Origin of the sequence: uncultured Thiohalocapsa sp., from assembly GCF_913063425.1 — a bacterium.
Lineage (GTDB): Bacteria > Pseudomonadota > Gammaproteobacteria > Chromatiales > Chromatiaceae > Thiohalocapsa.
On sequence record NZ_CAJXYK010000065.1, the window covers coordinates 1 to 24,007 of the forward strand.

The 24,007-nt window shown below is 67.7% G+C and carries 23 protein-coding genes and 1 pseudogene; 11 read left to right on the top strand and 13 right to left on the bottom strand.

Annotated features, from left to right (window positions below):
* Window positions 1-41: 41 nt before the first annotated feature.
* The 8 genes and pseudogenes from QZ607_RS23250 to pstS (QZ607_RS23285) all read right to left on the bottom strand — a co-directional run bounded on the left by QZ607_RS23250 (window position 42) and on the right by pstS (QZ607_RS23285) (window position 7,149).
* Entirely contained in the window at window positions 42-308 is a 267-nt protein-coding gene (locus tag QZ607_RS23250; RefSeq protein WP_295887938.1) for a hypothetical protein, read from the bottom strand.
* A gap of 95 nt (window positions 309-403) precedes the next feature.
* Entirely contained in the window at window positions 404-709 is a 306-nt protein-coding gene (locus QZ607_RS23255) for a nucleotidyltransferase family protein (protein ID WP_295887940.1), read from the bottom strand.
* A gap of 56 nt (window positions 710-765) precedes the next feature.
* Window positions 766-999 (bottom strand): hypothetical protein, encoded by a 234-nt coding sequence (locus QZ607_RS23260; protein WP_295887942.1) that lies wholly within the window; start codon window positions 997-999, stop codon window positions 766-768.
* An 84-nt stretch (window positions 1,000-1,083) separates the two neighbouring features.
* A pseudogene (locus QZ607_RS23265) lies at window positions 1,084-1,590 on the bottom strand (TRCF domain-containing protein); the annotation flags it as partial.
* A gap of 108 nt (window positions 1,591-1,698) precedes the next feature.
* On the bottom strand, window positions 1,699-2,109 hold the full coding sequence (locus QZ607_RS23270; RefSeq protein ID WP_295887944.1) for a PIN domain-containing protein: 411 nt from the start codon (window positions 2,107-2,109) through the stop codon (window positions 1,699-1,701).
* Window positions 2,102-2,371 (bottom strand): hypothetical protein, encoded by a 270-nt coding sequence (locus QZ607_RS23275; RefSeq protein WP_295887946.1) that lies wholly within the window; start codon window positions 2,369-2,371, stop codon window positions 2,102-2,104. The genes QZ607_RS23270 and QZ607_RS23275 overlap by 8 nt, the downstream gene beginning before the upstream one ends.
* A 162-nt stretch (window positions 2,372-2,533) precedes the next feature.
* Complete coding sequence (gene mfd, locus QZ607_RS23280; RefSeq protein WP_295887948.1) at window positions 2,534-6,067, bottom strand: transcription-repair coupling factor; 3,534 nt, start codon at window positions 6,065-6,067, stop codon at window positions 2,534-2,536.
* On the bottom strand, window positions 6,064-7,149 hold the full coding sequence (gene pstS / locus QZ607_RS23285) for a phosphate ABC transporter substrate-binding protein PstS (protein ID WP_295887950.1): 1,086 nt from the start codon (window positions 7,147-7,149) through the stop codon (window positions 6,064-6,066). The genes mfd and pstS (QZ607_RS23285) overlap by 4 nt, the downstream gene beginning before the upstream one ends.
* A gap of 265 nt (window positions 7,150-7,414) precedes the next feature.
* Between pstS (QZ607_RS23285) and QZ607_RS23290 the strand changes: the two genes are divergently transcribed.
* From QZ607_RS23290 to QZ607_RS23320, 7 genes are all read left to right on the top strand, one after another.
* A complete protein-coding gene (locus tag QZ607_RS23290) occupies window positions 7,415-7,546 on the top strand; it encodes a hypothetical protein (protein WP_295887952.1) in 132 nt (43 codons plus the stop codon).
* Between the two features lie 395 nt (window positions 7,547-7,941).
* On the top strand, window positions 7,942-9,015 hold the full coding sequence (gene pstS, locus QZ607_RS23295; RefSeq protein WP_295887955.1) for a phosphate ABC transporter substrate-binding protein PstS: 1,074 nt from the start codon (window positions 7,942-7,944) through the stop codon (window positions 9,013-9,015).
* A 371-nt stretch (window positions 9,016-9,386) separates the two neighbouring features.
* Window positions 9,387-10,364, top strand: coding sequence for a phosphate ABC transporter permease subunit PstC (pstC, locus tag QZ607_RS23300; RefSeq protein WP_295887958.1), 978 nt, complete (start codon window positions 9,387-9,389; stop codon window positions 10,362-10,364).
* A complete protein-coding gene (pstA, locus tag QZ607_RS23305; RefSeq protein ID WP_295887960.1) occupies window positions 10,361-11,275 on the top strand; it encodes a phosphate ABC transporter permease PstA in 915 nt (304 codons plus the stop codon). The genes pstC and pstA overlap by 4 nt, the downstream gene beginning before the upstream one ends.
* A gap of 23 nt (window positions 11,276-11,298) precedes the next feature.
* A complete protein-coding gene (gene pstB, locus QZ607_RS23310) occupies window positions 11,299-12,141 on the top strand; it encodes a phosphate ABC transporter ATP-binding protein PstB (protein WP_295887964.1) in 843 nt (280 codons plus the stop codon).
* 40 nt (window positions 12,142-12,181) lie between these two features.
* On the top strand, window positions 12,182-13,276 hold the full coding sequence (gene pstS, locus QZ607_RS23315) for a phosphate ABC transporter substrate-binding protein PstS (protein ID WP_295887965.1): 1,095 nt from the start codon (window positions 12,182-12,184) through the stop codon (window positions 13,274-13,276).
* A 104-nt stretch (window positions 13,277-13,380) separates the two neighbouring features.
* Entirely contained in the window at window positions 13,381-14,040 is a 660-nt protein-coding gene (locus QZ607_RS23320) for a hypothetical protein (RefSeq protein WP_295887966.1), read from the top strand.
* A 41-nt stretch (window positions 14,041-14,081) separates the two neighbouring features.
* Here QZ607_RS23320 and QZ607_RS23325 read toward each other — a convergent pair whose 3' ends face one another.
* A complete protein-coding gene (locus QZ607_RS23325; protein WP_295887969.1) occupies window positions 14,082-14,522 on the bottom strand; it encodes a hypothetical protein in 441 nt (146 codons plus the stop codon).
* Between the two features lie 308 nt (window positions 14,523-14,830).
* Here QZ607_RS23325 and QZ607_RS23330 point away from each other — a divergent pair, with 308 nt between their 5' ends.
* The 4 genes from QZ607_RS23330 to QZ607_RS23345 all read left to right on the top strand — a co-directional run bounded on the left by QZ607_RS23330 (window position 14,831) and on the right by QZ607_RS23345 (window position 20,965).
* Window positions 14,831-16,237 (top strand): bifunctional enoyl-CoA hydratase/phosphate acetyltransferase, encoded by a 1,407-nt coding sequence (locus tag QZ607_RS23330; protein WP_295887970.1) that lies wholly within the window; start codon window positions 14,831-14,833, stop codon window positions 16,235-16,237.
* An 11-nt stretch (window positions 16,238-16,248) separates the two neighbouring features.
* On the top strand, window positions 16,249-17,481 hold the full coding sequence (locus tag QZ607_RS23335; RefSeq protein WP_295887972.1) for an acetate/propionate family kinase: 1,233 nt from the start codon (window positions 16,249-16,251) through the stop codon (window positions 17,479-17,481).
* A gap of 141 nt (window positions 17,482-17,622) precedes the next feature.
* On the top strand, window positions 17,623-20,004 hold the full coding sequence (locus QZ607_RS23340) for a DUF3141 domain-containing protein (protein WP_295887974.1): 2,382 nt from the start codon (window positions 17,623-17,625) through the stop codon (window positions 20,002-20,004).
* A 4-nt stretch (window positions 20,005-20,008) separates the two neighbouring features.
* Window positions 20,009-20,965, top strand: a complete 957-nt coding sequence (locus QZ607_RS23345) for an alpha/beta hydrolase (protein WP_295887975.1) — start codon at window positions 20,009-20,011, stop codon at window positions 20,963-20,965.
* A gap of 53 nt (window positions 20,966-21,018) precedes the next feature.
* Here the strand turns inward: QZ607_RS23345 and QZ607_RS23350 are convergent, their stop codons facing one another.
* The 4 genes from QZ607_RS23350 to QZ607_RS23365 form a co-directional block, all read right to left on the bottom strand.
* Window positions 21,019-21,342, bottom strand: a complete 324-nt coding sequence (locus QZ607_RS23350) for a hypothetical protein (RefSeq protein WP_295887977.1) — start codon at window positions 21,340-21,342, stop codon at window positions 21,019-21,021.
* Window positions 21,333-21,533 (bottom strand): hypothetical protein, encoded by a 201-nt coding sequence (locus QZ607_RS23355; protein ID WP_295887981.1) that lies wholly within the window; start codon window positions 21,531-21,533, stop codon window positions 21,333-21,335. The genes QZ607_RS23350 and QZ607_RS23355 overlap by 10 nt, the downstream gene beginning before the upstream one ends.
* A gap of 128 nt (window positions 21,534-21,661) precedes the next feature.
* Window positions 21,662-22,009, bottom strand: coding sequence for a hypothetical protein (locus tag QZ607_RS23360; protein WP_295887982.1), 348 nt, complete (start codon window positions 22,007-22,009; stop codon window positions 21,662-21,664).
* 198 nt (window positions 22,010-22,207) lie between these two features.
* Window positions 22,208-24,007: glycogen/starch/alpha-glucan phosphorylase (locus tag QZ607_RS23365; RefSeq protein WP_295887984.1), on the bottom strand; the 1,800-nt coding region annotated here is incomplete at its 5' end.

Here is a 24,007-nt window from a genome sequence, read left to right on the forward strand (position 1 = left end):
AGGGCAACGAGATAGCGCAGCCGATGCGTCGCTGACGACAGTCACGGCTTCGGGGCGTGACGCAGCGCGAGCAGGTCCTCCGCGACCTCGTCGAGGCTTGGCGTCGGCCACGCATGGTGGTCAGACAGAAAGGCTTCCGTCTGCGAAACGGACTCATGCGCCAGGAGTTGGCCTAACTCTGCGCGAGACAAGGTGCCGCTACGGTAGGCATCGGCAGCGAAGCCCTCCAGCAAGGCACGGGGCACGTCGTCGCAGGTGGATTCGAGTCGCCGCAGCAGCGGGTCGGGGATGTTCAGGATCAGCGTCACGGCGGCGGTCCCAGGATTCAGATGCCTCGACGATCACTTCCCCGCTTCACTCATGTCGTGGCAAGCTGCGGTGTTTGTGTTCGTCGGGATCATGGTCATGCTGCCCCGCACGCCACAGGGATCAAGTCCCGTTCCACGGAAGCTCGGGCGCGAGGCTTCAACCCTGTTTCCGTCACCAAGTCCACGCGCCGCCCGACAAGCTCCTCAAGGGCGATGCGAAGATTCACGTAGCTGTCCCAGCGGGCGGGGCCGGAAAGCTTCACCAGGATGTCTACGTCGCTGTCCGCACCCAATTCATCGCGGGCAGCCGAGCCGAAGAGTCCCAGCCATTCCAGCCCGAAGCGCTCCTGCAGTTCCGCTTGGCGGGCCGCGAGGCGGGTGATGATGTCGGCTCGTGTCATGGGGCAGGGGCCGTTACCGCCTCTGTCGTTGCCGGACCATGTTCGAGGATGGGCCGTCAATCCGTCAGCTCCAGCCGCCGCTCGATGCGCTCGACCCGGCGCTTGAGACCGGTGAGCTCGTCGCGGTCGGAGGCGGAGAGCGCGAGGATGCCGGCGATGCCTTGCTCCAGGACGCCGAGGCGGATCTCGACGCGGTGCAGGCTGTCGCGAACCTCGGTGCGAAATTCCGTCACGTCGTTGCGCATCTGCCGCAGCAACTCCAAGACCAGGTTGTCCGGTTCACTCGTCATCTTCGCACTTTGCTGTCCAGTCCAAGTTCTCGCAGTATAGCCGTACGGCCGCGGATGCAGTCCAGCTGAAACCAGGCCGCCCCCTCACCCCGCGAGCTTACCCACCACCGTCTCCACCTGCGCCACGCGCCTGGCCGGATCAGCCATGTCCATATTGAACCTGAGCGCCCCCGCGGCTTGATCCAGCTTGTAGTCCTTCGGGCGCGATTGGACCAGCTCGATGAGCCGCATATGATCGATGTTCGGCTGCTCGCCGAAGACGATGCGCCCGCCCTTGGGGCCGGCTTCGAGCTTTCTGATGCCGAGCGGCTGGACCTTGAGCTTGAGCGCGGTGATGGCGAAGAGATTTTCGGTGGGCTCGGGGAGCAGGCCGAAGCGGTCGATCATCTCCACCTTCAGGTCCTTGAGGTCCGCCGGGGTCTCGGCGCTGGCGATGCGCTTGTAGGTGACGAGCCGCGTGTGCACGTCCGGCAGGTAGTCGTCGGGCAGGAGCGCCGGGAGCCCTAAGTCGATCTCGGCGCCGTGGTCCAGCGGGCGGTCCAGCTCCGGGGTGCGGCCGGCCTTGAGGGCCTCGACCGCACGCTCCAGCAGTGCGTAGTGGGTCAAGCGACGCGCATCCGCGGGCGGGCGGACGGCGGCGCCTCCATGGCGGCCTGTGGTCGCCCCTTCGTGGGTGGCTGTTGCCTGTTCCAACGGAAGTCAGCCCTGGTAGATGGAGAGGACCTTCAACTCCTGGACCCGGAACAGCGGCTTGCTTGGTTTCTCGACGGTGATCAGCACGCTGGCTTGGCCGCTGAGTGCCGCGCTGACGTGCAGAGCATCCATTGGCGCCAGATCGTAGCGAGCTGCAAGCTCGACGGCGTGCCTGGTGATTTCCGGCGCAGAGTCCACGCAACGCACGGCGGCCTCAAAAAACGCATTCAGAAACCGGACCTCTCCGAGGTTGCCGTGGAAGCTGGGTTTGGGAAGGGTTTCGAGCCGCAGGTACTCGCTGATCACGAAGCTGCGGTTGCTGCCGCCGAGGACGGCCAAGGCAGCATTGCTGGCGGCGACGTTGCCCCGAAAGGCGCAGATCAGGACGTTGGCATCGACGTATGTCGCCTCAGTCATCGTCCGCCGGTTCTCCGCGCCGCTGGCGGACTTCGGCCAAAACCTCGTCCTGCGTCATGACCGGCATGCCTTCGGCCAGCGCCGCATCGCGGATGGCTCGCAGGCGCTGGCCCAGTGGGCTTAGATCAGTTTCCACTTTTGGCGTCTGCGGTGTGATGGGCTCGACGGTGACCTTCGCGGGGCCGGTCGGAAAATCGTCCGGCAAGGTGAGCTTCAGCCTGTGGTCGGCGGTGACCTGGGCTTTGATCGAGACGGTGGTCATGGCTTGCTTCGGATGTCTTGGAAAGGTCCCGCTTGTCGACACTTGATGTTGTCGCAGGTATCGGTTCCGAGTCAATTCCGCAGCGGTTGCTTCGGATCGTCATCCATGCGTGGCCGGAGGTTCACCAACGAATCGCGGCGCCGGGAAGTCGCAATGAACACCTCACCCCGCCAACTTCCCCACCACCGTCTCCACCTGCGCCACGCGCTTGGCGGGCTCCGCCATGTCCATGTGGAACCGAAGCGCGCCGGCGGCCTGATCGAGCTTGTAGTCCTTCGGGCGCGACTGGACCAGCTTGATGAGCCGCATGTGATCGATGTTCGGCTGCTCGCCGAAGACGATGCGCCCGCCCTTGGGGCCGGCTTCGAGCTTTCTGATGCCGAGCGGCTGGACCTTGAGCTTGAGCGCGGTGATGGCGAAGAGATTTTCGGTGGGCTCGGGGAGCAGGCCGAAGCGGTCGATCATCTCCACCTTCAGGTCCTTGAGGTCCGCCGGGGTCTCGGCGCTGGCGATGCGCTTGTAGGTGACGAGCCGCGTGTGCACGTCCGGCAGGTAGTCGTCGGGCAGGAGCGCCGGGAGCCCTAAGTCGATCTCGGCGCCGTGGTCCAGCGGGCGGTCCAGCTCCGGGGTGCGGCCGGCCTTGAGCGCTTGCACGGCGCGCTCCAGCAGGTCCATGTAGAGCGTGAAGCCGATCTCGTGGATCTGGCCGGACTGCTCCTCGCCCAGAAGTTCTCCCGCCCCGCGGATTTCGAGGTCATGCGTGGCGAGGGTGAAGCCGGCGCCCAGGTCCTCCAGGGACTCAATGGCCTCCAGGCGCTTCTTGGCGTCCTCGGTCATGGCCTTGGCGGGCGGGGTGATGAGGTAGGCGTAGGCGCGGTGGTGGGAGCGCCCGACGCGCCCGCGCAGCTGGTGCAGCTGGGCGAGGCCCAGCTTGTCGGCGCGGTTGATGACGATGGTGTTGGCGCTGGGCACGTCGATGCCGGACTCGACGATGGTGGTGCACACCAGCACGTTGAAGCGGCGGTGGTAGAAGTCCCGCATCACCCGCTCCAGCTCCTTCTCGCGCATCTGGCCGTGGGCGAACTCCACCCGGGCGCTGGGCACCAGGGCCTCCACCTTCTGCGCCATGTTCTCGATGGTCTCCACTTCGTTGTGCAGGAAGTAGACCTGCCCGCCGCGGGCGATCTCGCGCTGGCAGGCCTCCTGGATCAGGCCGTCGTTCCAGGGCGTGACGAAGGTCTTGATGGGGTGGCGCTCCACCGGCGGCGTGGCAATGATGGACAGATCGCGCATGCCGGACATGGCCATGTTGAGGGTGCGCGGAATGGGCGTGGCGGTGAGCGTCAGCACGTCCACCTCGGCGCGCAGGTTCTTGAGCTGCTCTTTGTGGCGCACGCCGAAGCGGTGCTCCTCGTCGATGATGGCGAGGCCTAAGTTCTTGAACCTGGTGTTGCCCTGGAGCAGCTTGTGGGTGCCGACGACGATGTCCACGGTGCCGGCGGCGATGCCGTCCATGACGGCCTTGGTCTCTTTCTGGTTCTGAAAGCGCGACAGGCTCTCCACCTTGATGGGCCAGTCCGCGAAGCGATCGGCAAAGTTCTGGTAGTGCTGCTGGGCCAGCAAGGTCGTCGGCACCAGCACCGCCACCTGCTTGCCGGCGCTCACGGCAACGAAGGCGGCGCGCATGGCGACCTCGGTCTTGCCGAAGCCCACGTCGCCGCACACCACCCGGTCCATGGGCTTCGGCTGGGCCATGTCCTCCATGATGGCCTCGATGGCGCGCTGCTGGTCCGGGGTCTCCTCGAACTCGAAGGCGCTTGCGAAGGCCTGGTACTCGGCGCCCGGGTCCGGAAAGGCGACGCCCTGGCGGGCGGCGCGGCGGGCATAGATGTCCAGCAGCTCCGCCGCCACGTCGTGCGCCTTCTGCGCCGCCTTGCGCTTGACCTTGTCCCATTGATCGCTGCCGAGACGGTGCAGTGGGGCGTTCTCCGGCGCGGCGCCGGTGTAGCGGGAGATGAGGTGCAGGGAGCTCACCGGCACATAGAGCTTGTCGCCCTTGGCGTACTCCAGCGCCAGGAACTCGGTCTTCTCGCCGCCCACCTCCAGGCTCTGCAAGCCTAAGAACCGGCCGACGCCGTGCTCCTCGTGCACCACCGGCGCGCCCTCGTGCAGCTCCGTGAGGTTGCGCACCACGGCCTCGCCGTCGCGGGCCTTCTGCTTGCGCCGGCGCTCCTGGCGCACGCGCTCGCCGTAGAGCTGGGTCTCGGTGATGACGGCGAGGCTCGCCCCGGTGTCCGGCAGCACCAGCGGTTGCTCCAGCGGCGCGACGGTGATGCCGAGCGCCATGTCGCCGTCGGCGAAGGCCTGCCAGCCCTCCACCGGCTGGGGTTGGATGCGGAAGCCCTGCAGGCTCTCCAACAGCAGCTCGCGGCGCCCGGTGCTCTCGGCAATGAAGAGCGTGCGCTGGCCGGGCGTGTCCAGGAATGCCTTGAGTGCCGCCGCCGGCTGCTCGGCGCGGGCGTGGATGGCCAGCGACGGCGGCGTGGCGGTGGCGAAGTTGTGCACGGCGGCGTAGCCCTTGCGCCGGTCCGGCACCTCTGGCGACTGCCAGACGACGCCGGCGCGGGCATTGAGGCGGGCGGCGAGGTCGTCGCGGCCGAGGTACAGCTCCCGCGGTGGCAGCAGCGGGCGCTCCGGGTCGTGCCGGCGCTGCTCCCAGCGCTGCTCGATGCGGGCCAGGGCATCGTCGGCGGCGTCGCGAACGTCCGCGTGCTCGAAGGCGAGGGTCGCGTCCGGCAGGTAGTCGAACAGCGTGGCCGTCGCTTCGAAGAACAGCGGCAGGTAGTACTCGATGCCGCCGGGCATGCGGCCTTCGGACACCTCGCGGTAGATGATGCTGGCCTTGGGGTCCGCGTCGATGGCCGCGCGCCAGCGCTGGCGGAAGGCGCTGATGGCGGTCTCGTCCGTGGGGTATTCGCGCGCCGGCAGCATGCGCACCTGCGTGAGCTTGTCCAGCGAGCGCTGGCTATCCGGGTCGAAGGTGCGGATGGTCTCGACTTCATCGTCGAAGAGGTCGATGCGCAGCGGCAGCTCGCTGCCCATCGGGAAGACGTCCAGCAGGGCGCCGCGCACCGCGAACTCGCCGTGGGCGATGACCTGCGACACGCACTGGTAGCCGGAGCGGGTGAGCCGCGCGCGGGTGGCGTCCAGGTCCAGCCGGTCGCCCACCGAAAGCACCAGCGCGTGCCCGTCCACGAACTCGCGCGGGGGCAGCCGCTGCAGCAGCGTCCCGACCGGCACCACCAGCACGCCGCGGGTGAGCGCCGGCAGCCGGTGCAGGGTCAGCAGCCGCTCCGAGACCAGCTCCGGCAGCGGCGAGAAGACGTCGTAGGGCAGTGTCTCCCAGTCCGGGAAGGTGAGCACCGGAATGTCCGCCCCGCGCAGGAAGAAGCCGAGCTCTTCCCGCAGCGCCGCCGCCGCGGGCATGTCTGCCACGGCCGCGAGGATGGGCCGCTGTGCCTGCCGGGCGGCGCCCGCAATGGCGAGCGCGGCGGCGGCGCCGTAGAGCCGGCCCCAGAGCAGGCGCTCGCCGGCGCCCGTCGGCAGCGGCGGCGCCAGTGGCGATACCGGCGCCGGCTCGGCGTTGGGGACGCGGCCGGATGCGACGGCGTTGGCAGAGACGGCGGGCGGGCTCATTGAATGACTCCGGCGGCTTCGCGGACACGCTCCAGCACCACATCCGGCAGCCGGACATAGCCGAGCGCCGGGGCCTGGCCCTGGGCGGCATCGCTGATGCAGTAGTCGATGAGGTCGCGAACGGCGGTGAGGCGCGCGCCCGTGTAGCCGGTGGCGTAGAAGAGCATCCAGGTCATGGCGGTGATGGGATAGGCGTTGTCGGCGGCCGGGTCACGGTCCTGCGCCCGCAGGTCGGGCGCGCCGCTCGGCAGGGGGGCATCCGGGAAGGGCACGTCCGCGAGGGCGGCCATGCCCGTCTCCAGGTCGGGCGCCACGTACCGGCCCGCTTTGTTCTCCAGCAGCGCGATCTGCGTCCAGCCCGCGAGCCGCGCATAGCCGTGGTCGAGGTAGCCGATGGCGCCCGGCGTGCCGGCGATGGCGGCGGCGACGCCGTCGTTCTTGGGCTCGTGCAAGAAGCGCGCATTCTGCGGCCACTCGGGCGCACGGGAGCGGCCGATGTCGCGCCGAAAGGCCGCGTCGATGGCGCTCAGGTGGGCCGTCAGCACGTCGGTGGCACGGGCGGCATCGGCCCGGACCACGACAACGATGTCCTGCTCCGGCAGCGGCGCGTCCGGGTTGGCCGCCGCGATCTGCGGGTCGTCCCAGCGGGTGATGGTGCCGGCGAAGATCTGCGGGTAAACGGCCCGCGGCAGGCGCAGCGCGCCGACGCCCCGCAGGTTGTAGGCCAGGGCGACGCTGCCGGCGGTCATGGGCAGGGCGATGATCCCGCGCTCGGTCTCCTCCGCCTCGTCGTCGTCGATGGACCGATCCGAGGCGGCGAAGTCCACGTCCCCGGCGATGAGGGCGCGCACGCCCGCGTCGCTGCTCTCCGCGGCATAGTCCACGCGCACACCGGTGCTGTTGTAAGCGTTTCGGATTGTCGGGTCGCGGGCGAGCTGTCTGAGCCAGGTGGCGTAGAGCGGAAACGGGAAGATCGCGCCGGCGCCGGAGAGCCGCGGGGCCGCAGCCGCGGCGCCCGGCGCCGCGCCGAGGGCGAGGGCCAGCAGGGCGGCGGTGAGGAATGGAATGGGCGTCTGCTTCACTTCAGGAACATTGGCGTCGGCGCCGTCGGCGGCAGCCGGGCATGCGGACCGCGGGCCGCCCGAGTGGGCGGCTGCGGGCGGCCTGCGCGCAGCAACGGGGCAGTTGGGATGATGCGGGTCGAGCCCGGTATTTTCGCACAGGCGCCGCGGGCCGGGGTGCATGCGCCGCCCAGCGTCGGATGTGGCGCGCGCGCCGCGTGCGGCTCCGGCTGAATGGCGGATAATGGCGACGTGCGCTTCGTTCCCAATCCGTCAGGAGGTCGCAATGCTAGAGAGTCTGTTCTGGTTGCTGGTGGGCATCGTCATCGGCTGGAATCTGCCGCAGCCCGACTGGGCGAGAGACATACAGGACCGGGTGGTGAAGTTTTTCCGGGAGCTGACGGGCAAGCGGGGCTGACACCGGGCCCCGGGCCGTCCGCGCGCCCTGGGCTCGGGCGCGCGGCGGTCCCCATCGGCTCCGCCGGGAGCGGGCTCGACATCCGCAAACCGTGATCCCGTCATCAAAAATTCACGAATCACGGCCGTTGCGTCGTCAGAATACGCGGCGCGTTCCTGCCCCGGATGCGTGGATCGGACAGCTGCCCATGGCGGTGGCCGGCTGCTCCCCGCGCGGGGCCGCGAGCGGCGCGGCGCTGACACAGGCCCGCCTGCGTGCAGCAGCGCCTGAAGCGCCCGCACCGTCCTCCGGCTTCGGCCGACGCACATGGCGGGGCCTTACGCCCCGCACGCGCCATGTCCCAAGCATCGGCGCGTCCCGCGAAGCTCACCACGACTCACGGAGCAATCAGAGCCATGAAGTACACGCATCTCCTCAAGACGGCTGCCCTCGCGGGCGCCATCGCCGGCCTGGGCATCTCCGCCTCGGCCCAGGCCGACGTCAAGCTGAACGGCTCCGGCGCCAGCTTCCCGTTCCCGATCTACTCCGCCTGGTTCAAGCAGTTCTCCACCGACAAGAAGGTCAAAGAGGAATTCAACCAGACCGGTGCCCGCGTCGACTATCAGGCCAAGGGCAGCGGCGCCGGCATCAAGGACTTCCAGGAGGGCGCCGTCGACTTCGCCGGCTCCGACGCCGCCATGTCCGATGAAGAGATCAAGGTGGTCAAGGAAAAGCAGGGCAAGGACGTGGTCCTGCTGCCCATGACCGCGGGCGAGGTCGTGCTGGCCTACAACCTCAAGGGCGTGGACGAGCTGAAGCTGCCGCGTGACGTCTACCCGAAGATCTTCGCCGGCGAGATCACCAACTGGAGCGAGATCGACCCGGACCTGCCCGATGAGAAGATCACCGTCGTCGTGCGCTCCGACTCCTCCGGCACGACCTACGTCTTCACCGGCCACCTGAGCGAGATCAGCCCCGAATTCAAAGAGAAGGTGGGCCAGGCCAAGTCGCCGAACTGGCCGGACGCCGCCAATTTCATCAAGGCGCCGAAGAACGACGGCATCATGGCCCAGATCAAGCAGAATCCGGGCACCATCGGCTACGTCGAGTACGGCTTCGCCAAGCTCACCGGCCACAAGCAGGTGGCCATGCTGGAGAACAAGGCCGGCAAGTTCGTCGCCCCCGGCCCCGAGACCGGTGCCGCCGCCGTCGCCAGCGCCGAGTTCCCGGAAGGCACGCTGCCCGGCGGCGCTCCGGATCTGCGCGCCTGGGTGTATGACCCGGCGGGCGAGGGCTCCTATCCCATCGCCTCCATGACCTGGCTCCTGCTCTACACCGACTACGAAGACGACAAGCTCAAGGTGGTGCAGGACATGCTCAACTACATGCTGAGCGATGCGGCCCAGGGCCAGGCCGACAGCCTGGGCTATGTGCCGCTGCCTGCCGACGTGATCGAGCAGGTGAAGGAGGCCGCCAAGATCATCAAGTAAGCCCCCGTCCCGCCGCGGCCATTGGAGCCGCGGCCGGCAGACCCGGGTCGGCATGGCGGGTGTCATCGCTGTCGCCGTTCATTTGCTGGCCCGGGTCCTGATACGGGGGCCCGAATCCCCGCCGCCGGGATCGGCCCCAGGCCGCCTCTGGGCGGCCACGCGACAAACCATCCATCGGGAACGCCCGCGGAGACGGCCGGTACTGACGCGCAGACCAGTCTGAGATACTGCAACGGCTGAGCGTCGGATTGTCAGCCGACGACGCCCCAGCGAGACCCCGAACGTGGTATGCGAGCGACGGCCTTCGACGATTCCGCCGGACGCGGGCCAACGTTCAAGCACAGGCGCTCAAGCACAGGCAGGTACAGACCATGGCGACCAAGCCCTTCCAACAAGCGGGATCGTCGAGCACGATCACGCGGCCGCCGAGCGGCGGCGAGCGCGCCACCGACTCCATGTTCCGCGGCATCGCCTATGCGTGCGCCGGACTCATCGTGCTGTTGGTGATCGCGATTCTCTGGCAACTCAGCAAGGAGGCGCTGCCGGCCATCGCCGAGTACGGCCTCGGCTTCTGGTACGGCACCACCTGGGATGTCAACAAGGAGATCTTCGGTGTGCTGCCGGAGATCTGGGGCACCCTCTACAGCTCCCTGCTGGCCCTGCTGCTGGGCGGCATCTTCGGCATCGCCATCGCCATCTTCCTCACCCAGGACTTCATCCACCACAAGCTCGCGCTGGTGTTCCGCACCATCGTCGAGCTGCTGGCGGCCATCCCGTCCGTGGTCTACGGCCTCTGGGGCATCTATGTACTGATTCCCATCATCCGGCCCATCGCCGAATGGCTGCACGAGACGCTGGCCTGGTTCCCGCTCTTCAGCACGGACCTGAGCGGCCCCGGCCTCGCACCGGCGGCGCTGGTGCTCGCCATCATGATCCTGCCGACGGTGGCGGCCATCTCGGTGGATGCCTTCCGCCGCATTCCCTACAAGGTGAAGGAGGCCGCCTATGGCATGGGCACCACCAAGTGGGAGGCCATCCTCAAGGTGATGCTGCCGACGGCATCCAGCGGTATCCTCGCCGCCCTGGTGCTGGGCTTCGGCCGCGCGCTGGGCGAGACCATGGCGCTCGCCATGCTCATCGGTAACGCCAACCAGATCAGCCTGTCGCTGTTCGCGCCGGCCAACACCCTCGCCTCGCTGCTGGCGTCGAGCTTCCCGGAGGCCGGTGCCGTGGAGGTGCAGGCGCTCATGTACGCGGCGCTGGTGCTGCTGCTCATCACCTTCATCGTCAACGTCCTGGGTCTCGCGGTCCAGCAGTACACCGTGCGCAAGTTCGAGGGCAAGAAATGAGTGACGTCGACCTCACCGCCACCGCCGACGAGGGTTTGGTGCGCCCGAACCTGCAGCGGCAGATGTTCGAAGGCCGGGCGATCAAGAATAACCTGCTGACCGTCCTCACCTGGATCATCGCCATCCTCGCGGCGATCCCGCTGATCTCCGTCATCTACATGCTGCTGATGCGCGGCGGTACACGGCTGTTCGGCGCCGGCTTCGTCGAGGTGCTGACGGCGCTGCCGCCGGCCGGCTTCGAGATGGGCGGCGGCATCGGCCCCGCCATCGTCGGCACCCTGACCATGGTGGCCATCGCCACGCTCATCTCCGTGCCCTTCGGCATCATGGCGGCCATTTATCTTGCCATTCTCGGCCCCACCAGCAAGCTCGCCACCATATCGCGCTTCCTGGCCAAGGTGCTGACGGGCTTCCCGTCCATCCTCGCCGGCGTCTTCGTCTATGCGGTGATGGTGGTGAACTTCGGCTATTCGCCCTGGGCCGGCGGCATCGCGCTGTCCGTGCTCATGCTGCCCACCGTGGTACTCGCCGCTGAGGAGGCCATCGCCCAGGTGCCGCAGCGCATGAAGGATGCCGCCTTCGGCATCGGCTGCACCCGCACGCAGGTGATCTGGAAGGTGGTGCTGCCCACGGGGCTGCCCGGCATCCTGACGGGTGTGATGCTCGCCATTGCCGGCGCCGCCGGTGAGTCGGCGCCGCTGCTGTTCACGGCGCTCTTCAGCAACTACTACATCGAATCGCTGAGCGCGGCGAACAACCCCACGGCGTCGCTGTCGATCCTCATCTACAACTTCTCGGGTATGCCCTTCGAGAACCAGATCGAGCTCGCCTGGACCGCGTCGCTGGTGCTGGTGCTGATCGTCCTCGTGTTCAACATCCTGGCCCGCCTGTTCGGTCAGCCCAAGGTTTAACGCTCAACAGTGAGGTATCCGGCATGAGTGCCGCCGCCCAAACCGTCGCAACCGACACTGCCGAATTCATTGCGGAGCCCTACCAGCCGGAGGGCGACACTGTCATCGACTGCGATGTCAAAAAGATCTTCTACGGTGACTTCCTCGCCGTGCGCGACAGCGTCGTGCCCGTCGAGAAGAACAAGATCACCGCCTTCATCGGCCCTTCCGGCTGCGGCAAGTCCACGGTGCTGCGCAGCCTGAACCGGATGAACGATCTGATCCCGGTGTTCCGCTTCGAGGGCACCGTGAACTACCACGGTCAGGACATCTATGCACCCAACGTGGACCCGGTGGTGGTGCGCCGCTACATCGGCATGGTGTTCCAGCAGCCCAACCCCTTCTCCATGAGCATCTACGACAACGTCGCCTTCGGCCTGAAGCTGAACAAGTTCAAGGGCAACTACGACGAGAAGGTGCAAAAGGCCCTGGAGCGCGCCGCGCTGTGGAAAGAGGTCAAGGACAAGCTCAAGAACAGCGGCCTGAGCCTCTCGGGCGGTCAGCAGCAGCGCCTGTGCATCGCCCGCGCGATTGCCACGGAGCCCGATGTGCTGCTGATGGACGAGCCCTGCTCGGCGCTGGACCCCATCGCTACGCGCCAGGTGGAGGAGCTGATGCTGGAGCTGCGCGAGCGCTTCACCGTCGGCCTGGTCACCCACAACATGCAGCAGGCCACCCGTGTCGGCGACACCACGGCCTTCTTCTCGGTGGACATCTCCAAGGGCGGGCGCACCGGCTACCTGGTGGAGATGGGCCCCACCAAGCAGGTGTTCGAGGACCCGCAGCAGGACCTCACCAAGGAATACGTCCGCGGCGAGTTCAGCTGATCCGGCTGCGCATCCATGTCCATAAGCTGAGGAGAAGGTCATGCAAAGCGTTCGATGGGTGGTGCGTGCGGCCCTTGCGGCCTGCGCGACGCTGGTGCTCGCCGCCTGCTCCGGGGGTGGCGATGCGGACAGCGAGGCGGCGACGGGGGCCGATCTGGTCATTCGCGGTGCCGGCGCCACGTTCCCGAAGCCGCTGTACGAGAAGTGGATCGAGGTCTACGGCAGCGAGACGCCGGATGTCGCGTTCAGGTACGCCGGTGTGGGCAGCGGCAAGGGCATCGCCATGTTCCTGGCCGGCAAGGACCCGGCGGGCGAGGTCTTCGGCGGTGCCGAGATCGACTTCGGCGCCAGTGACGCCGCCATGTCCGATGCGGATCTCAAGAAGGTCGGCGAGCGCGGCGCGGTGATGGTGCCCATGACGGGCGGCATGGTGGTACTAGCGTACAACCTGCCGGGTGTGGAGCAGCTGACCCTCTCCCGTGCGGCCATCGAGGGCATCTTCAGCGGCGACATCAAGACCTGGCGGGACGAGCGCATCGCCGCCACCAACCCGGACCTCGATCTGCCCAACAAGAGCATCACGCCCGTGGTGCGCCGGGACAGCAGCGGTACCACCTTCATCATCACCAGCCATCTCGCCGAGGCCTTTCCCGCCTGGCGCGAGGGTCCCGGCATCGGCAAACAGATCGACTGGCCCGCCAGCGCGATGGAGGTCAATTACAACGAGGGCGTGGCCCAGCGGGTGAAGGTGAGCGAGGGCAGCATCGGCTACATGGAATACCAGTTCGCCAAGCGCCTGGGCCTGCCCATGGCGACGCTGCAGAACAAGGCCGGGGAATACGTGGAGCCCACCGCCGCCGCCGGCAGCGCCGGGCTCGGCTCGGCGCCGGAGGTGCCGGACGACCTGCGCGTGTTCGTGCCGGACCCGCCGGGGGCGGATGCCTATCCCATCGTCGGCTACACCTGGCTCCTGCTGTATGCGCGCTATCCGGAGGTGGCCCGGGCCGATGCGATCAAGGGCGCCGTCCTCTGGGGCCTGACAGAGGGACAGCCCATCGCCGAGGAGATGGGTTATATTCCGCTGCCGGCGGAGATGGTCCGGCTGGCCCGGGCCAAGGTGGAAGCCATCCAGTGATCCCGCCGCCGCAGGGCGTTCGCCCCGCGGCTCACCAGCAGGCGCATGCCGCCATGCCGTCAGCGCCTGCCGCCGTATCCGCCCGCTTTGCTCCGCAGCAGTCCATGGCGAAGGCGCCGCGTCTCGACCTGCCGTCCATCGAGGCCTCCCTGCGCGCGGTGCAGCAGGACTTCGAGCACATCAACCGGCAGCTGGAGACGCGCCGCGACCCGCTCTCTGACGCCGTCATCGCGCACATGATGACCGGCTACCGGCAGGTGGATCAGTTGCTCGCCGAGGGCATCGACCCCTTTGCGCTCGGCAACTCCGGCGCGCTGCTGGAGCTCAATTATCTTGTCATCTGCGGCACGGACCGGATGCTGCGGGAAGAGTGTGCGGCGGCGCTGAGGGCCACGGAAGAGCGCTTCTACGCCAAGCGTGATGGCGGTTTCGAATCCCTGGCGGAGTACCTGGCGCTGCTGGACGGCGAGACGGTCTGGCGGCGGGCGGCGGCCGCCTACATCCATGTGCTGAGCGAGCCGCAGCTCTACATCGAGGGCAATCATCGCACCGGCGCGCTGATCATGAGCTGGATGCTCGCGCGGGAGGGCAAGCCGCCCTTCGTGCTGAGCGTGGACAACGCCAAGGCGTATTTCGACCCATCCAGCGTCACCAAAGAGACGCGCAAGCACAGCCTGCGCATGCTGCTCACCCGCCGCAAGCTCATGAAGCGGTTTGCTGCCCTGCTGAAAGACGGTGCGCAGAAGACGCATCTGCTGCGCTGAGGCAGTGTGTGCCGGGCCTGGCTGAAGCCCGCGTCCAGCGCTCAGGTGAGGCGCTGCTGCACCAGCTCCGCCAGCTCCTGCTCCACGCGCTCCCAGGCCGCGCGCCGCCAGCAGCTCTGGCCTTTGCCGGCGCGCCGGTGCTGCCAGGCCTTGTAATCCTTCCAGGCGGCGGAGTCGCTGCGCAGCCGCTCGATGACGAAGGGCTTCTGGTAGGGGATGCAGTGCGGCCCAAAGCGCGGGTCGTTATCCACCCAGCGCTCCGCGCTGCCCTGGCGCACGGGCTCGGCGTAGGCGATGTGCGCGACCGCCGTGTCCGGCTTGTCGCACCAGTAGGGTCCCAGCCAGATCACCGCGACGCCGTGGGGTGTCTCCGCGAGGAAGACCTCCGCCGCGTAATGGGCTTCCAGATCCAGGGGCTTGCGCGGGTTCGGGATGCGTACCTGCAGCGGCACGAGCTTCTTGATGGCCTCGGCGAGATCCATGCGTGAATATGACCGTTTGATGACCAGCGCATTTTAGTGCGTCGCCCGCGCGAGCGAAAGCGGTGCCTCATTTTACGGCTGGGTTTGCGAGACAGGGCGGTGCGCGTCGGCAACAGCCGCCCCGCCGAGCCCTGACGTCTGCGGCGCGAAAGCGGCCCGGGCGGCTGACGCCCGGTCACAAAGACGCCCGGTCACGAAACGGACCGCAAGGATTCACACGTCTGCAATGCCGATCACCTAGCCTATTGTGCACCGCAACATGCGCCCTGGCCACCACCTGCTGGCGGGGCGACCGCCGAGCGAGTGCCATGGCCGACATCCTCGAGAACCGTACCTACGACGAGATTAAGCTCGGCCAGACCGCCGAGCTGCAGCGCATCCTGACCCGGGACGACCTGGCCCTCTTCAGTAAGGTCTCGGGCGACCTGAACCCCATCCACATGGACGAGGCCTATGCCCGTGCGCAGGGGGCCAAGGGCGTGGTGGGCCACAGCCTTTGGGCCACCGGGCTGATCTCCAGTCTGCTCGCCAATGTGCTGCCGGGGCCGGGCACGGTCTATCGCAACCAGGACGCGGAGTTCCATCGCCAGGTGCAGCTGGGCGATACCCTGACAGCCAAAGTCAAGGTGGTGGAGAAGCTGCCGGAGAGCCTGGTGCAGCTGGCCTGCTCGGTGGTCAACCAGGCGGGCGAGACGGTGATGACGGGCCGGGCCGTGGTTGTGGCACCCACCGCGAAGCAGCGCATCGAGGTGGCGGATGTCGCCGAGGTTTCGGTGCGCCATCACGACAGCTTCGCGGCCCTGTTCGACAAGGTGCGGGCGCTGGAGCCCATCCCCACCGCCGTGGTGCATCCCGTGGATCAGGTGTCGCTGGAGGGGGCCATGGAGGCCGCCGCGGCCACCTTCATCGCGCCCATCCTGGTGGGGCCGGAGGGCCGCATCCGCGCCGTCGCCGAGGCGCACGGCATCGACCTCAGCGGCACCGAGATCCTGGACGTCGAGCACAGCCACGCCGCCGCCGCCCGCGCCGTGGAGCTGATTCGCGCAGGCACGGCGGAGATCCTGATGAAGGGCAGCCTGCACACGGACGAGGTGCTGGGCGCCGTGCTGAACAAGGCCACGGGCATCCGCACGGAGCGGCGCATCAGCCACATCTTCGTCATGGACGTGCCCACCTACCCGAAGCTGCTGCTGGTGTCGGATGCCGCCGTGAACATCGCGCCGGACCTGGACGCCAAGCGCGACATCTGCCAGAACGCCATCGATCTGGCCCGCACGGTGGGTGTGGAGCGCCCGAAGGTGGCCATCCTGTCGGCGGTGGAGACCATCCGGCCCAAGATCCAGTCCACGCTGGACGCCGCCGCGCTGTGCAAGATGGCCGACCGCGGTCAGATCACCGGCGGCATCCTGGACGGCCCGCTGGCCATGGACAACGCCATCAACCTGGAAGCGGCGCGCATCAAGAAGATCGACTCCGAGGTCGCCGGCGTCGCCGACGTGCTCATCGCCCCGGACCTGGAGGCCGGCAACATCCTGGCCAAGCAGCTGATCTTCCTGGCCAACGCCGAGGCCGCCGGCATCGTGCTCGGCGCCCGGGTGCCGATCATCCTCACCTCCCGCGCCGACAGCGTGCGCACCCGCCGCGCCTCGGCGGCCACCGCGGTGCTGCATGCCCACGCAGTGCGCCAGGGCCTGCACGACAAGCCGGCACACTGAGGGGGGCTGTCATGAGCGCCTCCCGAACGAGTGGTGAGCAGGGCGAGCTGATCCTGACCCTGAACGCGGGCTCCTCCAGCATCAAGTTCGCGGTCTACGGTGTGGCAGCCGATGGCGCCGACCCGCGGCTGCGCGCCAAGGGCCAGGTGGAGGGCATCGGCACCCGGCCGCACTTCATCGCCAAGACCGTCGACGGCCAGGTGCTGTCCGAGAGCTGGTGGGAGGCCATCGCGGAAGGCGAAGGCCACGCCCGCGCCTTCCAGCAGATCTGGAGCTGGCTGGACGACTTTGCCGACGGTGGGCGCATCATGGCCATCGGCCACCGGGTCGCCCACGGCGGCGAGGACTACTCGCGGCCGGTGCGGATCACGCCGGACATCCTCAAGGTGCTGACAGGCCTGATTCCGCTGGTGCCGCTGCACCAGCCGAACAACCTCGCCGCCATCCGCGCAGTCGCCAAGGACCACCCGGACCTGCCGCAGGTGGCCTGCTTCGACACCGGCTTCCACCGCGGACGCCCGAAGGTGACCGAGCAGCTGGGGCTGCCGCGGGCGCTGCTGGAGCGCGGCGTGAAGCGCTACGGCTTCCACGGGCTCTCTTACGAGTACATCGTCGAGAAGCTCCGCGAGCTGGCCCCGGGCGTGGCCGCCGGGCGCGTCATCGTCGCGCATCTGGGCAGCGGCTGCAGCATGACCGCCATCCGCGACGGGCAGAGCATCGACACCACCATGGGCTTCTCGGCTCTGGACGGCGTGCCCATGGGCACCCGCCCCGGTCTGCTGGACCCGGGTGTGCTGCTGTTTCTGATGCGCGAGGACGGCCTCGGCGTCGAGGCGCTGGAGCAGCTCCTCTACAAGCAGTCCGGCCTGCTGGGACTCTCCGGTGTGAGCAACGACCTGCGCGCGCTGCACCAGAGCGACGACCCCGGCGCCGCCGAGGCCATCGACTATTTCGTCTACCGCATCGGCCAGACCCTGGGCGCGCTCACGTCCTCCATCGGCGGCCTGGACGCGCTCGTGTTCACCGCCGGCGTCGGTGAGAACGATGCCGACATCCGCGCGCGCGTCTGCACCGATGCCGCCTGGCTCGGGATCGAGATTGACGCCGACGCCAACGCCGGCGGGCAGGTTGGCCACGGCAAGCGCATCAGCCCCGAGGGGCAGCGCCCGGAGGTCTGGGTCATGCCCACCGACGAAGAGCGGATGATGGCGCGGCACACGCTCCGGGTCGTGCGCGGCGATTGACCACCTGGTGGGCAGGGCCTGCCGGCCTCTGCCCACCCCGGGATGCACCGGGCACAGGGTAGCCGCGTACAGCCTTGACATTCTTTGGTCAGCGCAATGGGCCAGCACCGATAGACACAGCATTCACCGAGGCAGAACGCCATGATCGACCTGACCAAGCTCTTCCCGCAGGACCAGGCGCGCAACGCGCTGACCCAATGGACCCAGCCCTTCGAGCAGTGGTCCAAGACCCTCGACGGCCACGATGACGCGCATGTGCAGTACGGCCGTGACCTCGGCTACATTGCCCAGGCCCACGGCAAGCAGGCCATGGAGACGGCGCAGGCCAACGCCCAGCACAACCTGGAGACCTGGCAGCAGGTGATGAGCGCGCTGGCCACGCCGATGCTGGCCCAGCACTGGTGGCAGTACGTCGTGGACGGCGCCCAGCGCTCGGTGCTCTATGCCGACGCCATGCGCGAGCGCGGCAATTATTTCGTCGAGCACGAGGAAGGCAGCCACAAGACCGTGCTCAGCTGGGACCACGAGATGGTGGTGGACGGCACCAAGCTGGCGCGGCCGGTGAATTACTCCCTGGTGCGCATCATCCCGCCGGAGGGCGTGAGCGTGCGCGAGGACGGCCGCCCCTACATCATCATCGACCCGCGCGCCGGCCACGGCTCCGGCATCGGCGGCTTCAAGCACGCAAGCGAGGTGGGCGCGGCCATCCACGGCGGCCATCCCACCTACTTCGTCACCTTCACCCGCCTGCCCATGCCGGGCCAGACGCTCGCGGACGTCACCGCCGCCGAGGCCGACTTCGTGCGCGAGGTGCGCCGGCGCCACCCGGACGCGCCCAAGCCCGTGATCATCGGCAACTGCCAGGGTGGCTGGGCCTCCATGCTGCTCGCCGCCACCAACCCGGACATCACAGGTCCGGTGGTGGCCAATGGCGCGCCGCTGTCCTACTGGGCCGGGCAGAAGGGCAAGAACCCCATGCGCTACCTGGGCGGCCTGGTGGGCGGCGCCAGCACGGTGCACATGCTGGGCGACCTCGGCAACGGCATGTTCGACGGCGCCAACCTGGTGTTCAACTTCGAGCGGCTGTCGCCCAGCAACACCTGGTGGGAGAAGTACTATAGCCTCTGGGACAAGGTCGACACCGAGGTGCCGCGCTTCGTCGGCTTCGAGCGCTGGTGGGGCAGCTTCTACTACATGACCACCGACGAGATCGCGTGGATCGTCGAGAACCTCTTCGTCGGCAATCGCCTGGGTCGCGGCAAGGCCCACTTGAACGAGCGCACCCACGTGGACCTGCGCGAGGTGAACTCGCCCATCATCATCTTCGCCTCCCATGGGGACAACATCACGCCGCCGCAGCAGGCGCTGGGCTGGGTCGCCGACCATTACACCGACGTCGCCGAGATCAAGGCCCGCGGCCAGCGCATCCTCTACACCCTGCATCCGAGCGTCGGCCACCTGGGCATCTTCGTGTCCTCGTCGGTGGCCAAGAAGGAGCACGGCGAGATCGTCTCTACGCTCAAGGCCATCGAGGCGCTGGCACCCGGCCTGTACGAGATGGTCATCACCGAGGAGCAGGGCGAAGGCGTGGACAAGACCTTCAAGGTCGCCTTTGCCGAGCGCAGCATCGAGCACATGATGACGGAGTGCGGCGGCGATGATTCAGACCGGCCCTTTGCCACCGTGGCGCGCTTCTCGGAGCTCGGCACCGAGGTCTATGACCTGGCCATCCGGCCCTTCATGAAGGCGATGACCAGCCAGGCGGCGGCCGAGGTCATGGCCCACACCAGCCCCATGCGCCTGCAGCGCTGGCTCCAGAGCGACCGCAACCCGGCCATGCAGCCGGTGAAGGCCCTCGCGGAGCAGGTGCGCGCACAACGTCAGGCGGCGCCGGAGGACAACCCCTTCCGCCAGCTGGAGCGCTTCAACGCCAAGCTGATCACCCAGTGGTGGGACGGCGTGCGCGATGTGCAGAACGCCATGATCGAATGGCACTTCCACCTGCTCTGGGGCGCCCCGCCGGTGCAGGCCCTCGGCGAGCGCCTGAGCCGCACCGTCGCCAAGTCCGAGCCGCGCGAGGACCTGCGCACCCTCACCGAGGTGCAGGACGCCCTGGACCGCATCGATCTCGGCGACTTCGCCGACGGCGTCATCCGCATGCTGATCTTCCTCGCCAACTCCCGTAAGGAGGTCCGCCGCTCGCGGCTGGAGCGCTCCAACCAGATGCTGCTGGCCACCGAGCCCTTCGCCGGCATGAAGCCCAAGCACCGCACGCGTATGATCCACAAGGAGTCGCTCATCGTCGGCTACGAGCCGGAGGCCGCCATGGCCGCGTTGCCCAAGCTGCTGCGCACCGACGAGGAGCGCAAGCGTGCCCTGGAGCTGTGTGAGCAGATCGCCGGACCCCGTGAGGAGATGAGCCGCGAGACCATCGACATGATGAACCGCCTGGCGCTCACGCTCGGGCAGGAGCCGGTGGCGATTCTGTCGGACGGCTCCGGCAACCTGCTGCGGATTGCCTGAGCGGATGCACGATCAGCGCGACGCCGCCATTCCGACACCGCTGCGCGAGTGGCTCCACAGGACGCGCGCGGCCAAGGCGGTGCTGCATGCCAAGGAGTATCGCCGCACGGTGATCAATGCGCGGGAGACCTTCGATGCGCTGATCCGCACCCATGTCACGGAGCGGCCGGAGGTGGCGCTGGTGCGCGATGACGTCGTTCCGGGGCCCGACTATGCGGTGCCGGTGCGCATCTACCATCCGGCGCCCGAGCAGACGCGCCCGGTCGCGCTCTTCCTGCACGGCGGCGGGCATGTCGCCGGCAGTGTTGCGGTGTACGACCCGATCGCGCGCCGGCTGGCGGTGGAGACGGGATGGATCATTGTCGCCGTGGAGTATCGTTTGGCCCCGGAATGCCCGTATCCAGCGGCCGTCAAGGACAGCATGGCTTGCGCGAAGGGCGTCTTCCGTTGCCTCGCGGCTCAAGGGCTGCGCTTCGAGCAGCGGCTCGCGCTCATCGGCGACAGCGGCGGCGGCGCGCTCTGCGCCACGCTGTCACACCTGGCCCAGTACGAGCCGGCTGTCAGCATCGCAGCCCAGGTGCTGATCTACCCGAGTCTGGACTACAGCCTGTCGCAGCCCTCGGTGATCGAGAACGGCGAAGGCTGGTTGCTGGAGCGCGAGCGCATCCTCTGGCTGTTCGACAGCTATCTTCAGGGACAGGAGAACCGCCGCGCGGTCTCGCCGCTGTTCATGGACCTCACCGAGCAGTTTCCGCGCACGCTGGTGGTGACCGCCGAATTCGACCCGCTGCGGGACGAAGGCCACGCCTATGTCGGGCGCCTGCGCGCGGTGGGCCTCAAGGCCGAGTACCGGCAGATGCCGGGCATGGTGCACGCCTTCCTGAACCTCGCTGACCTGGTGCCCGAAGCCTGCAATGAGGCTTACGAGGCGCTGGCGAGGTTTCTGAACGACGGCCCATGATGCGCAGCTGAAAGCAGCCCTCCCTGCCCGCCCGGCTGACGCAATCGCAGGGCTCAGCGGCAGGCCGCGGCCCGCGGACGCACGCTGGCTTGTGCCGCGGTCATGATGTCGTCGTAGAGACCAAGCGCGCAGCGGTGCAGGGTCTCGACGTCGGCGTGGTGCGCGCGCAGTCCATGGGTCCGGGCCAGGGCGGCGAGCATCTCCTCCAGGAAGGCGCTGTCGTCGTCCCTCAGCGGGCCGTCGTCCTGGACCTGCTTCAGCAGGTCCAGCATGCGCTGCAACTGGTGCTGGGCGAAGGCGCCCGTCAGGACCCGGCTCGCCTGCTCGATCAGCAGCTCATCAGACCCAGGGGCTGCGCCGTCTGTGCTCATTCCCATGGGAATTGCAGCCAGTCTTCCAGCTCATCCAGCTCCACGCCGCCGGTTTCGCCGGCGGGATAAATGGGCTGCATGCTCAGGGGCTCGACGAGCCGAAACAGCCTTGTGTCGGCCTCGGCCTCGGGCTTCACCAGCCGCAGGCCGATGCGGTGCGCGAGGCTGCTGACATGGTGCTCTCGAATCGCGGTCATGGTTGGACCCCAAGCGTTCGCTTACCAATTGGTGTGGAACCATACCAAGAGCGTGTGTCAAGCCCGTTTCGCTGTGAAGAAGTTTGGATGAAACCGAGGTGGGCCTTGCCGGCTGGGCGCGTCAGGCGTCAGCTGCCCGGGTCGCCGTAGAAGACATAGTTGGTGGCGTAGTCGCTGATCTCGAAGTAGACCTTGCGCTCGTCGTTGTCCCTGCTGCCGTTCAGGTTCTTGTCGAGCACGCCGTAGCCGAAGCGGTACGGACGGTCGCCGCCGCCCTGGGTGGCGCTGGCGGTGGTGAGCTTGTCGATCTCGATGAAGCGCCGCACCAGCTTGTCGCCGGCGTAGATTTCCAGCACGCCGTTGGCGCCGGTCCAGTTTTGGATCGAGCGGCCGAGCTTGTTTTGGGTTTCCTGGGTGCAGGCGGGGAGGATGGCGATGGCGGTGAGTATGAGGGTGAGCGGAAGCATGCGTCGCATCAGTGGGTACCTTTGCTGTCCGGGTGGGGAGCTCCGACGACGGGTTGAGCACTTGTCCCTGCTGGGCTTGTGTGCAGAGCTTGTCCTTCCGTGTGCGCAACCCCGTACATGGTACTCCGCGCCACGTACTTGCTCATTGCCGGGGCGCCCGCCGGGACAGGGCATTCTCGGCCACGACTGCCCGTGCTCCGTACCTCTTCAAGCCTCGATCGGCATCGGCTGCACCCCCCAGATCCGCTCCGCATAGTCCTGGATCGAGCGGTCCGAGGAGAATCTTCCCATGCGCGCGGTGTTGAGGATGGACATGCGGTTCCAGTGGTGTGGGGCGCGAAAGGCCACATCCACCTGGCGCTGGCAGTCCACATAGGCCTGGAAGTCCGCCAGCACCATGAAGGGGTCCGCATGGATCAGGTTGTCCGTCAGGGGCCGGAACAGCTCCGTGTCGCCGTGGCTGAAGAGGCCGGAGGCGATGAGGTCCACCGCGGACTTGAGCTGCTCGTTGCCGTGGTAGACCTCCCAGGGGCGGTAGCCTTCTGCCTGACGCTGCTGCACCTCCGGTGCGGTCATGCCGAACAGGAAGAAGTTGTCGTGGCCCACGGCGTCGCGGATCTCGACATTGGCGCCGTCCAGGGTGCCGATGGTGAGCGCACCGTTCATGGAGAACTTCATGTTGCCGGTGCCCGACGCCTCCTTGCCGGCCATGGAGATCTGCTCCGACAGGTCCGCCGCCGGGTACAGCCGCTGGCCGTTCTTGACGTTGAAGTCCGGCATGAAGACGACCCGCAGCCAGCCGTTCACCTGCGGGTCGTTGTTGACCACCTCTGCGATGGCGTTCACCAGCTTGATGATGAGCTTGGCCATGAAATAGCCGGGCGCGGCCTTGCCGCCGAAGATGAAGGTGCGCGGCGTGAGCTCCGCGCTCGGGTTCTGCTTGATCTGCTCGTAGAGCCAGACGATGTGCAGCAGGTTCAGGTGCTGGCGCTTGTACTCGTGGATGCGCTTGGCCTGGACGTCGAACAGGGTCTCCGGGTCCGGCGTGAAGCCGGTGCGCTTGCCGAGCCAGTCGGCGAGGTCGCGCTTGGCAGCGGTCTTGACCTCGCGCCACTGCGCCTGCACGGCGTGGTCCTCTGCCTGCGCCTCCAGCGCGCTCAGACAGGACAGATCGCGCACCCAGCGGTCGTCGCCGCAGGTCTCGGTGATGAGCCGGGCGAGCCGGGGGTTGCTCACCACCATGAACCGCCGCGGTGTGACGCCGTTGGTGACGTTGTGGAACTTGTCCGGCCACAGCTCGTGGAAGTCCCGCATCACCGTAGACTTGAGGAGCTCCGTGTGCAGGGCGGCGACACCATTGATGGCCCTGCTGCCGACGGCGGCGAGGTGGGCCATGCGCACGCGCCGCCCGCCCCCCTCGTCGATGATGGACATGCGTGCCACGCGCGGCTCGTCGCCGAAGAAGGCCACCCGCACCTGGTCCAGAAAGCGCCGGTTGATCTCGTAGATGATCTCCAGGTGCCGCGGCAGCAGCCGTTCGAACAACGCCACCGACCAGGTCTCCAGCGCCTCCGGCAGCAGGGTGTGATTGGTGAAATGGCAGGTGTTGCGGGTGATCTCCCAGGCCTGCTCCCAGGCCATCAGATGCTCGTCCATCAAAAGCCGCATGAGCTCGGCGACGGCGAGTGACGGGTGGGTGTCGTTCAGCTGGACGGCGAACTTCTCGTGCAGGGCGTCCAGGCTGCCGGCGATGCCGAGCTGGAGCCGGATCATGTCCTGCAGCGAGCAGGAGACGAAGAAATACTGCTGCTTCAGGCGCAGCTCCTTGCCGGCCTCCGGCTCGTCGTTGGGGTAGAGCACCTTGGAGATGGTCTCCGCCTCCATCTTGGCGTGCACCGCGCCGTAGTAGTCGCCGACGTTGAAGGCCTGGAAGTCGAAGGACTCCGGCGCCTCCGACTTCCACAGCCGCAGCAGATTCACGTTGCCGACGCCGTAGCCCATGATGGG

What these genes read in the sequence shown, in the direction of transcription:
- QZ607_RS23255 (WP_295887940.1), bottom strand. Translation starts at nt 709, where the DNA reads ATGACACGAGCCGACATCATCACCCGCCTCGCGGCCCGCCAAGCGGAA.
- QZ607_RS23260 (WP_295887942.1), bottom strand. Translation starts at nt 999, where the DNA reads ATGACGAGTGAACCGGACAACCTGGTCTTGGAGTTGCTGCGGCAGATG.
- QZ607_RS23270 (WP_295887944.1), bottom strand. Translation starts at nt 2,109, where the DNA reads ATGACTGAGGCGACATACGTCGATGCCAACGTCCTGATCTGCGCCTTT.
- QZ607_RS23275 (WP_295887946.1), bottom strand. Translation starts at nt 2,371, where the DNA reads ATGACCACCGTCTCGATCAAAGCCCAGGTCACCGCCGACCACAGGCTG.
- mfd (WP_295887948.1), bottom strand. Translation starts at nt 6,067, where the DNA reads ATGAGCCCGCCCGCCGTCTCTGCCAACGCCGTCGCATCCGGCCGCGTC.
- QZ607_RS23290 (WP_295887952.1), top strand. Translation starts at nt 7,415, where the DNA reads ATGCTAGAGAGTCTGTTCTGGTTGCTGGTGGGCATCGTCATCGGCTGG.
- pstS (WP_295887955.1), top strand. Translation starts at nt 7,942, where the DNA reads ATGAAGTACACGCATCTCCTCAAGACGGCTGCCCTCGCGGGCGCCATC.
- pstC (WP_295887958.1), top strand. Translation starts at nt 9,387, where the DNA reads ATGGCGACCAAGCCCTTCCAACAAGCGGGATCGTCGAGCACGATCACG.
- pstA (WP_295887960.1), top strand. Translation starts at nt 10,361, where the DNA reads ATGAGTGACGTCGACCTCACCGCCACCGCCGACGAGGGTTTGGTGCGC.
- pstB (WP_295887964.1), top strand. Translation starts at nt 11,299, where the DNA reads ATGAGTGCCGCCGCCCAAACCGTCGCAACCGACACTGCCGAATTCATT.
- pstS (WP_295887965.1), top strand. Translation starts at nt 12,182, where the DNA reads ATGCAAAGCGTTCGATGGGTGGTGCGTGCGGCCCTTGCGGCCTGCGCG.
- QZ607_RS23320 (WP_295887966.1), top strand. Translation starts at nt 13,381, where the DNA reads ATGGCGAAGGCGCCGCGTCTCGACCTGCCGTCCATCGAGGCCTCCCTG.
- QZ607_RS23325 (WP_295887969.1), bottom strand. Translation starts at nt 14,522, where the DNA reads ATGGATCTCGCCGAGGCCATCAAGAAGCTCGTGCCGCTGCAGGTACGC.
- QZ607_RS23330 (WP_295887970.1), top strand. Translation starts at nt 14,831, where the DNA reads ATGGCCGACATCCTCGAGAACCGTACCTACGACGAGATTAAGCTCGGC.
- QZ607_RS23335 (WP_295887972.1), top strand. Translation starts at nt 16,249, where the DNA reads ATGAGCGCCTCCCGAACGAGTGGTGAGCAGGGCGAGCTGATCCTGACC.
- QZ607_RS23340 (WP_295887974.1), top strand. Translation starts at nt 17,623, where the DNA reads ATGATCGACCTGACCAAGCTCTTCCCGCAGGACCAGGCGCGCAACGCG.
- QZ607_RS23345 (WP_295887975.1), top strand. Translation starts at nt 20,009, where the DNA reads ATGCACGATCAGCGCGACGCCGCCATTCCGACACCGCTGCGCGAGTGG.
- QZ607_RS23350 (WP_295887977.1), bottom strand. Translation starts at nt 21,342, where the DNA reads ATGGGAATGAGCACAGACGGCGCAGCCCCTGGGTCTGATGAGCTGCTG.
- QZ607_RS23355 (WP_295887981.1), bottom strand. Translation starts at nt 21,533, where the DNA reads ATGACCGCGATTCGAGAGCACCATGTCAGCAGCCTCGCGCACCGCATC.
- QZ607_RS23360 (WP_295887982.1), bottom strand. Translation starts at nt 22,009, where the DNA reads ATGCGACGCATGCTTCCGCTCACCCTCATACTCACCGCCATCGCCATC.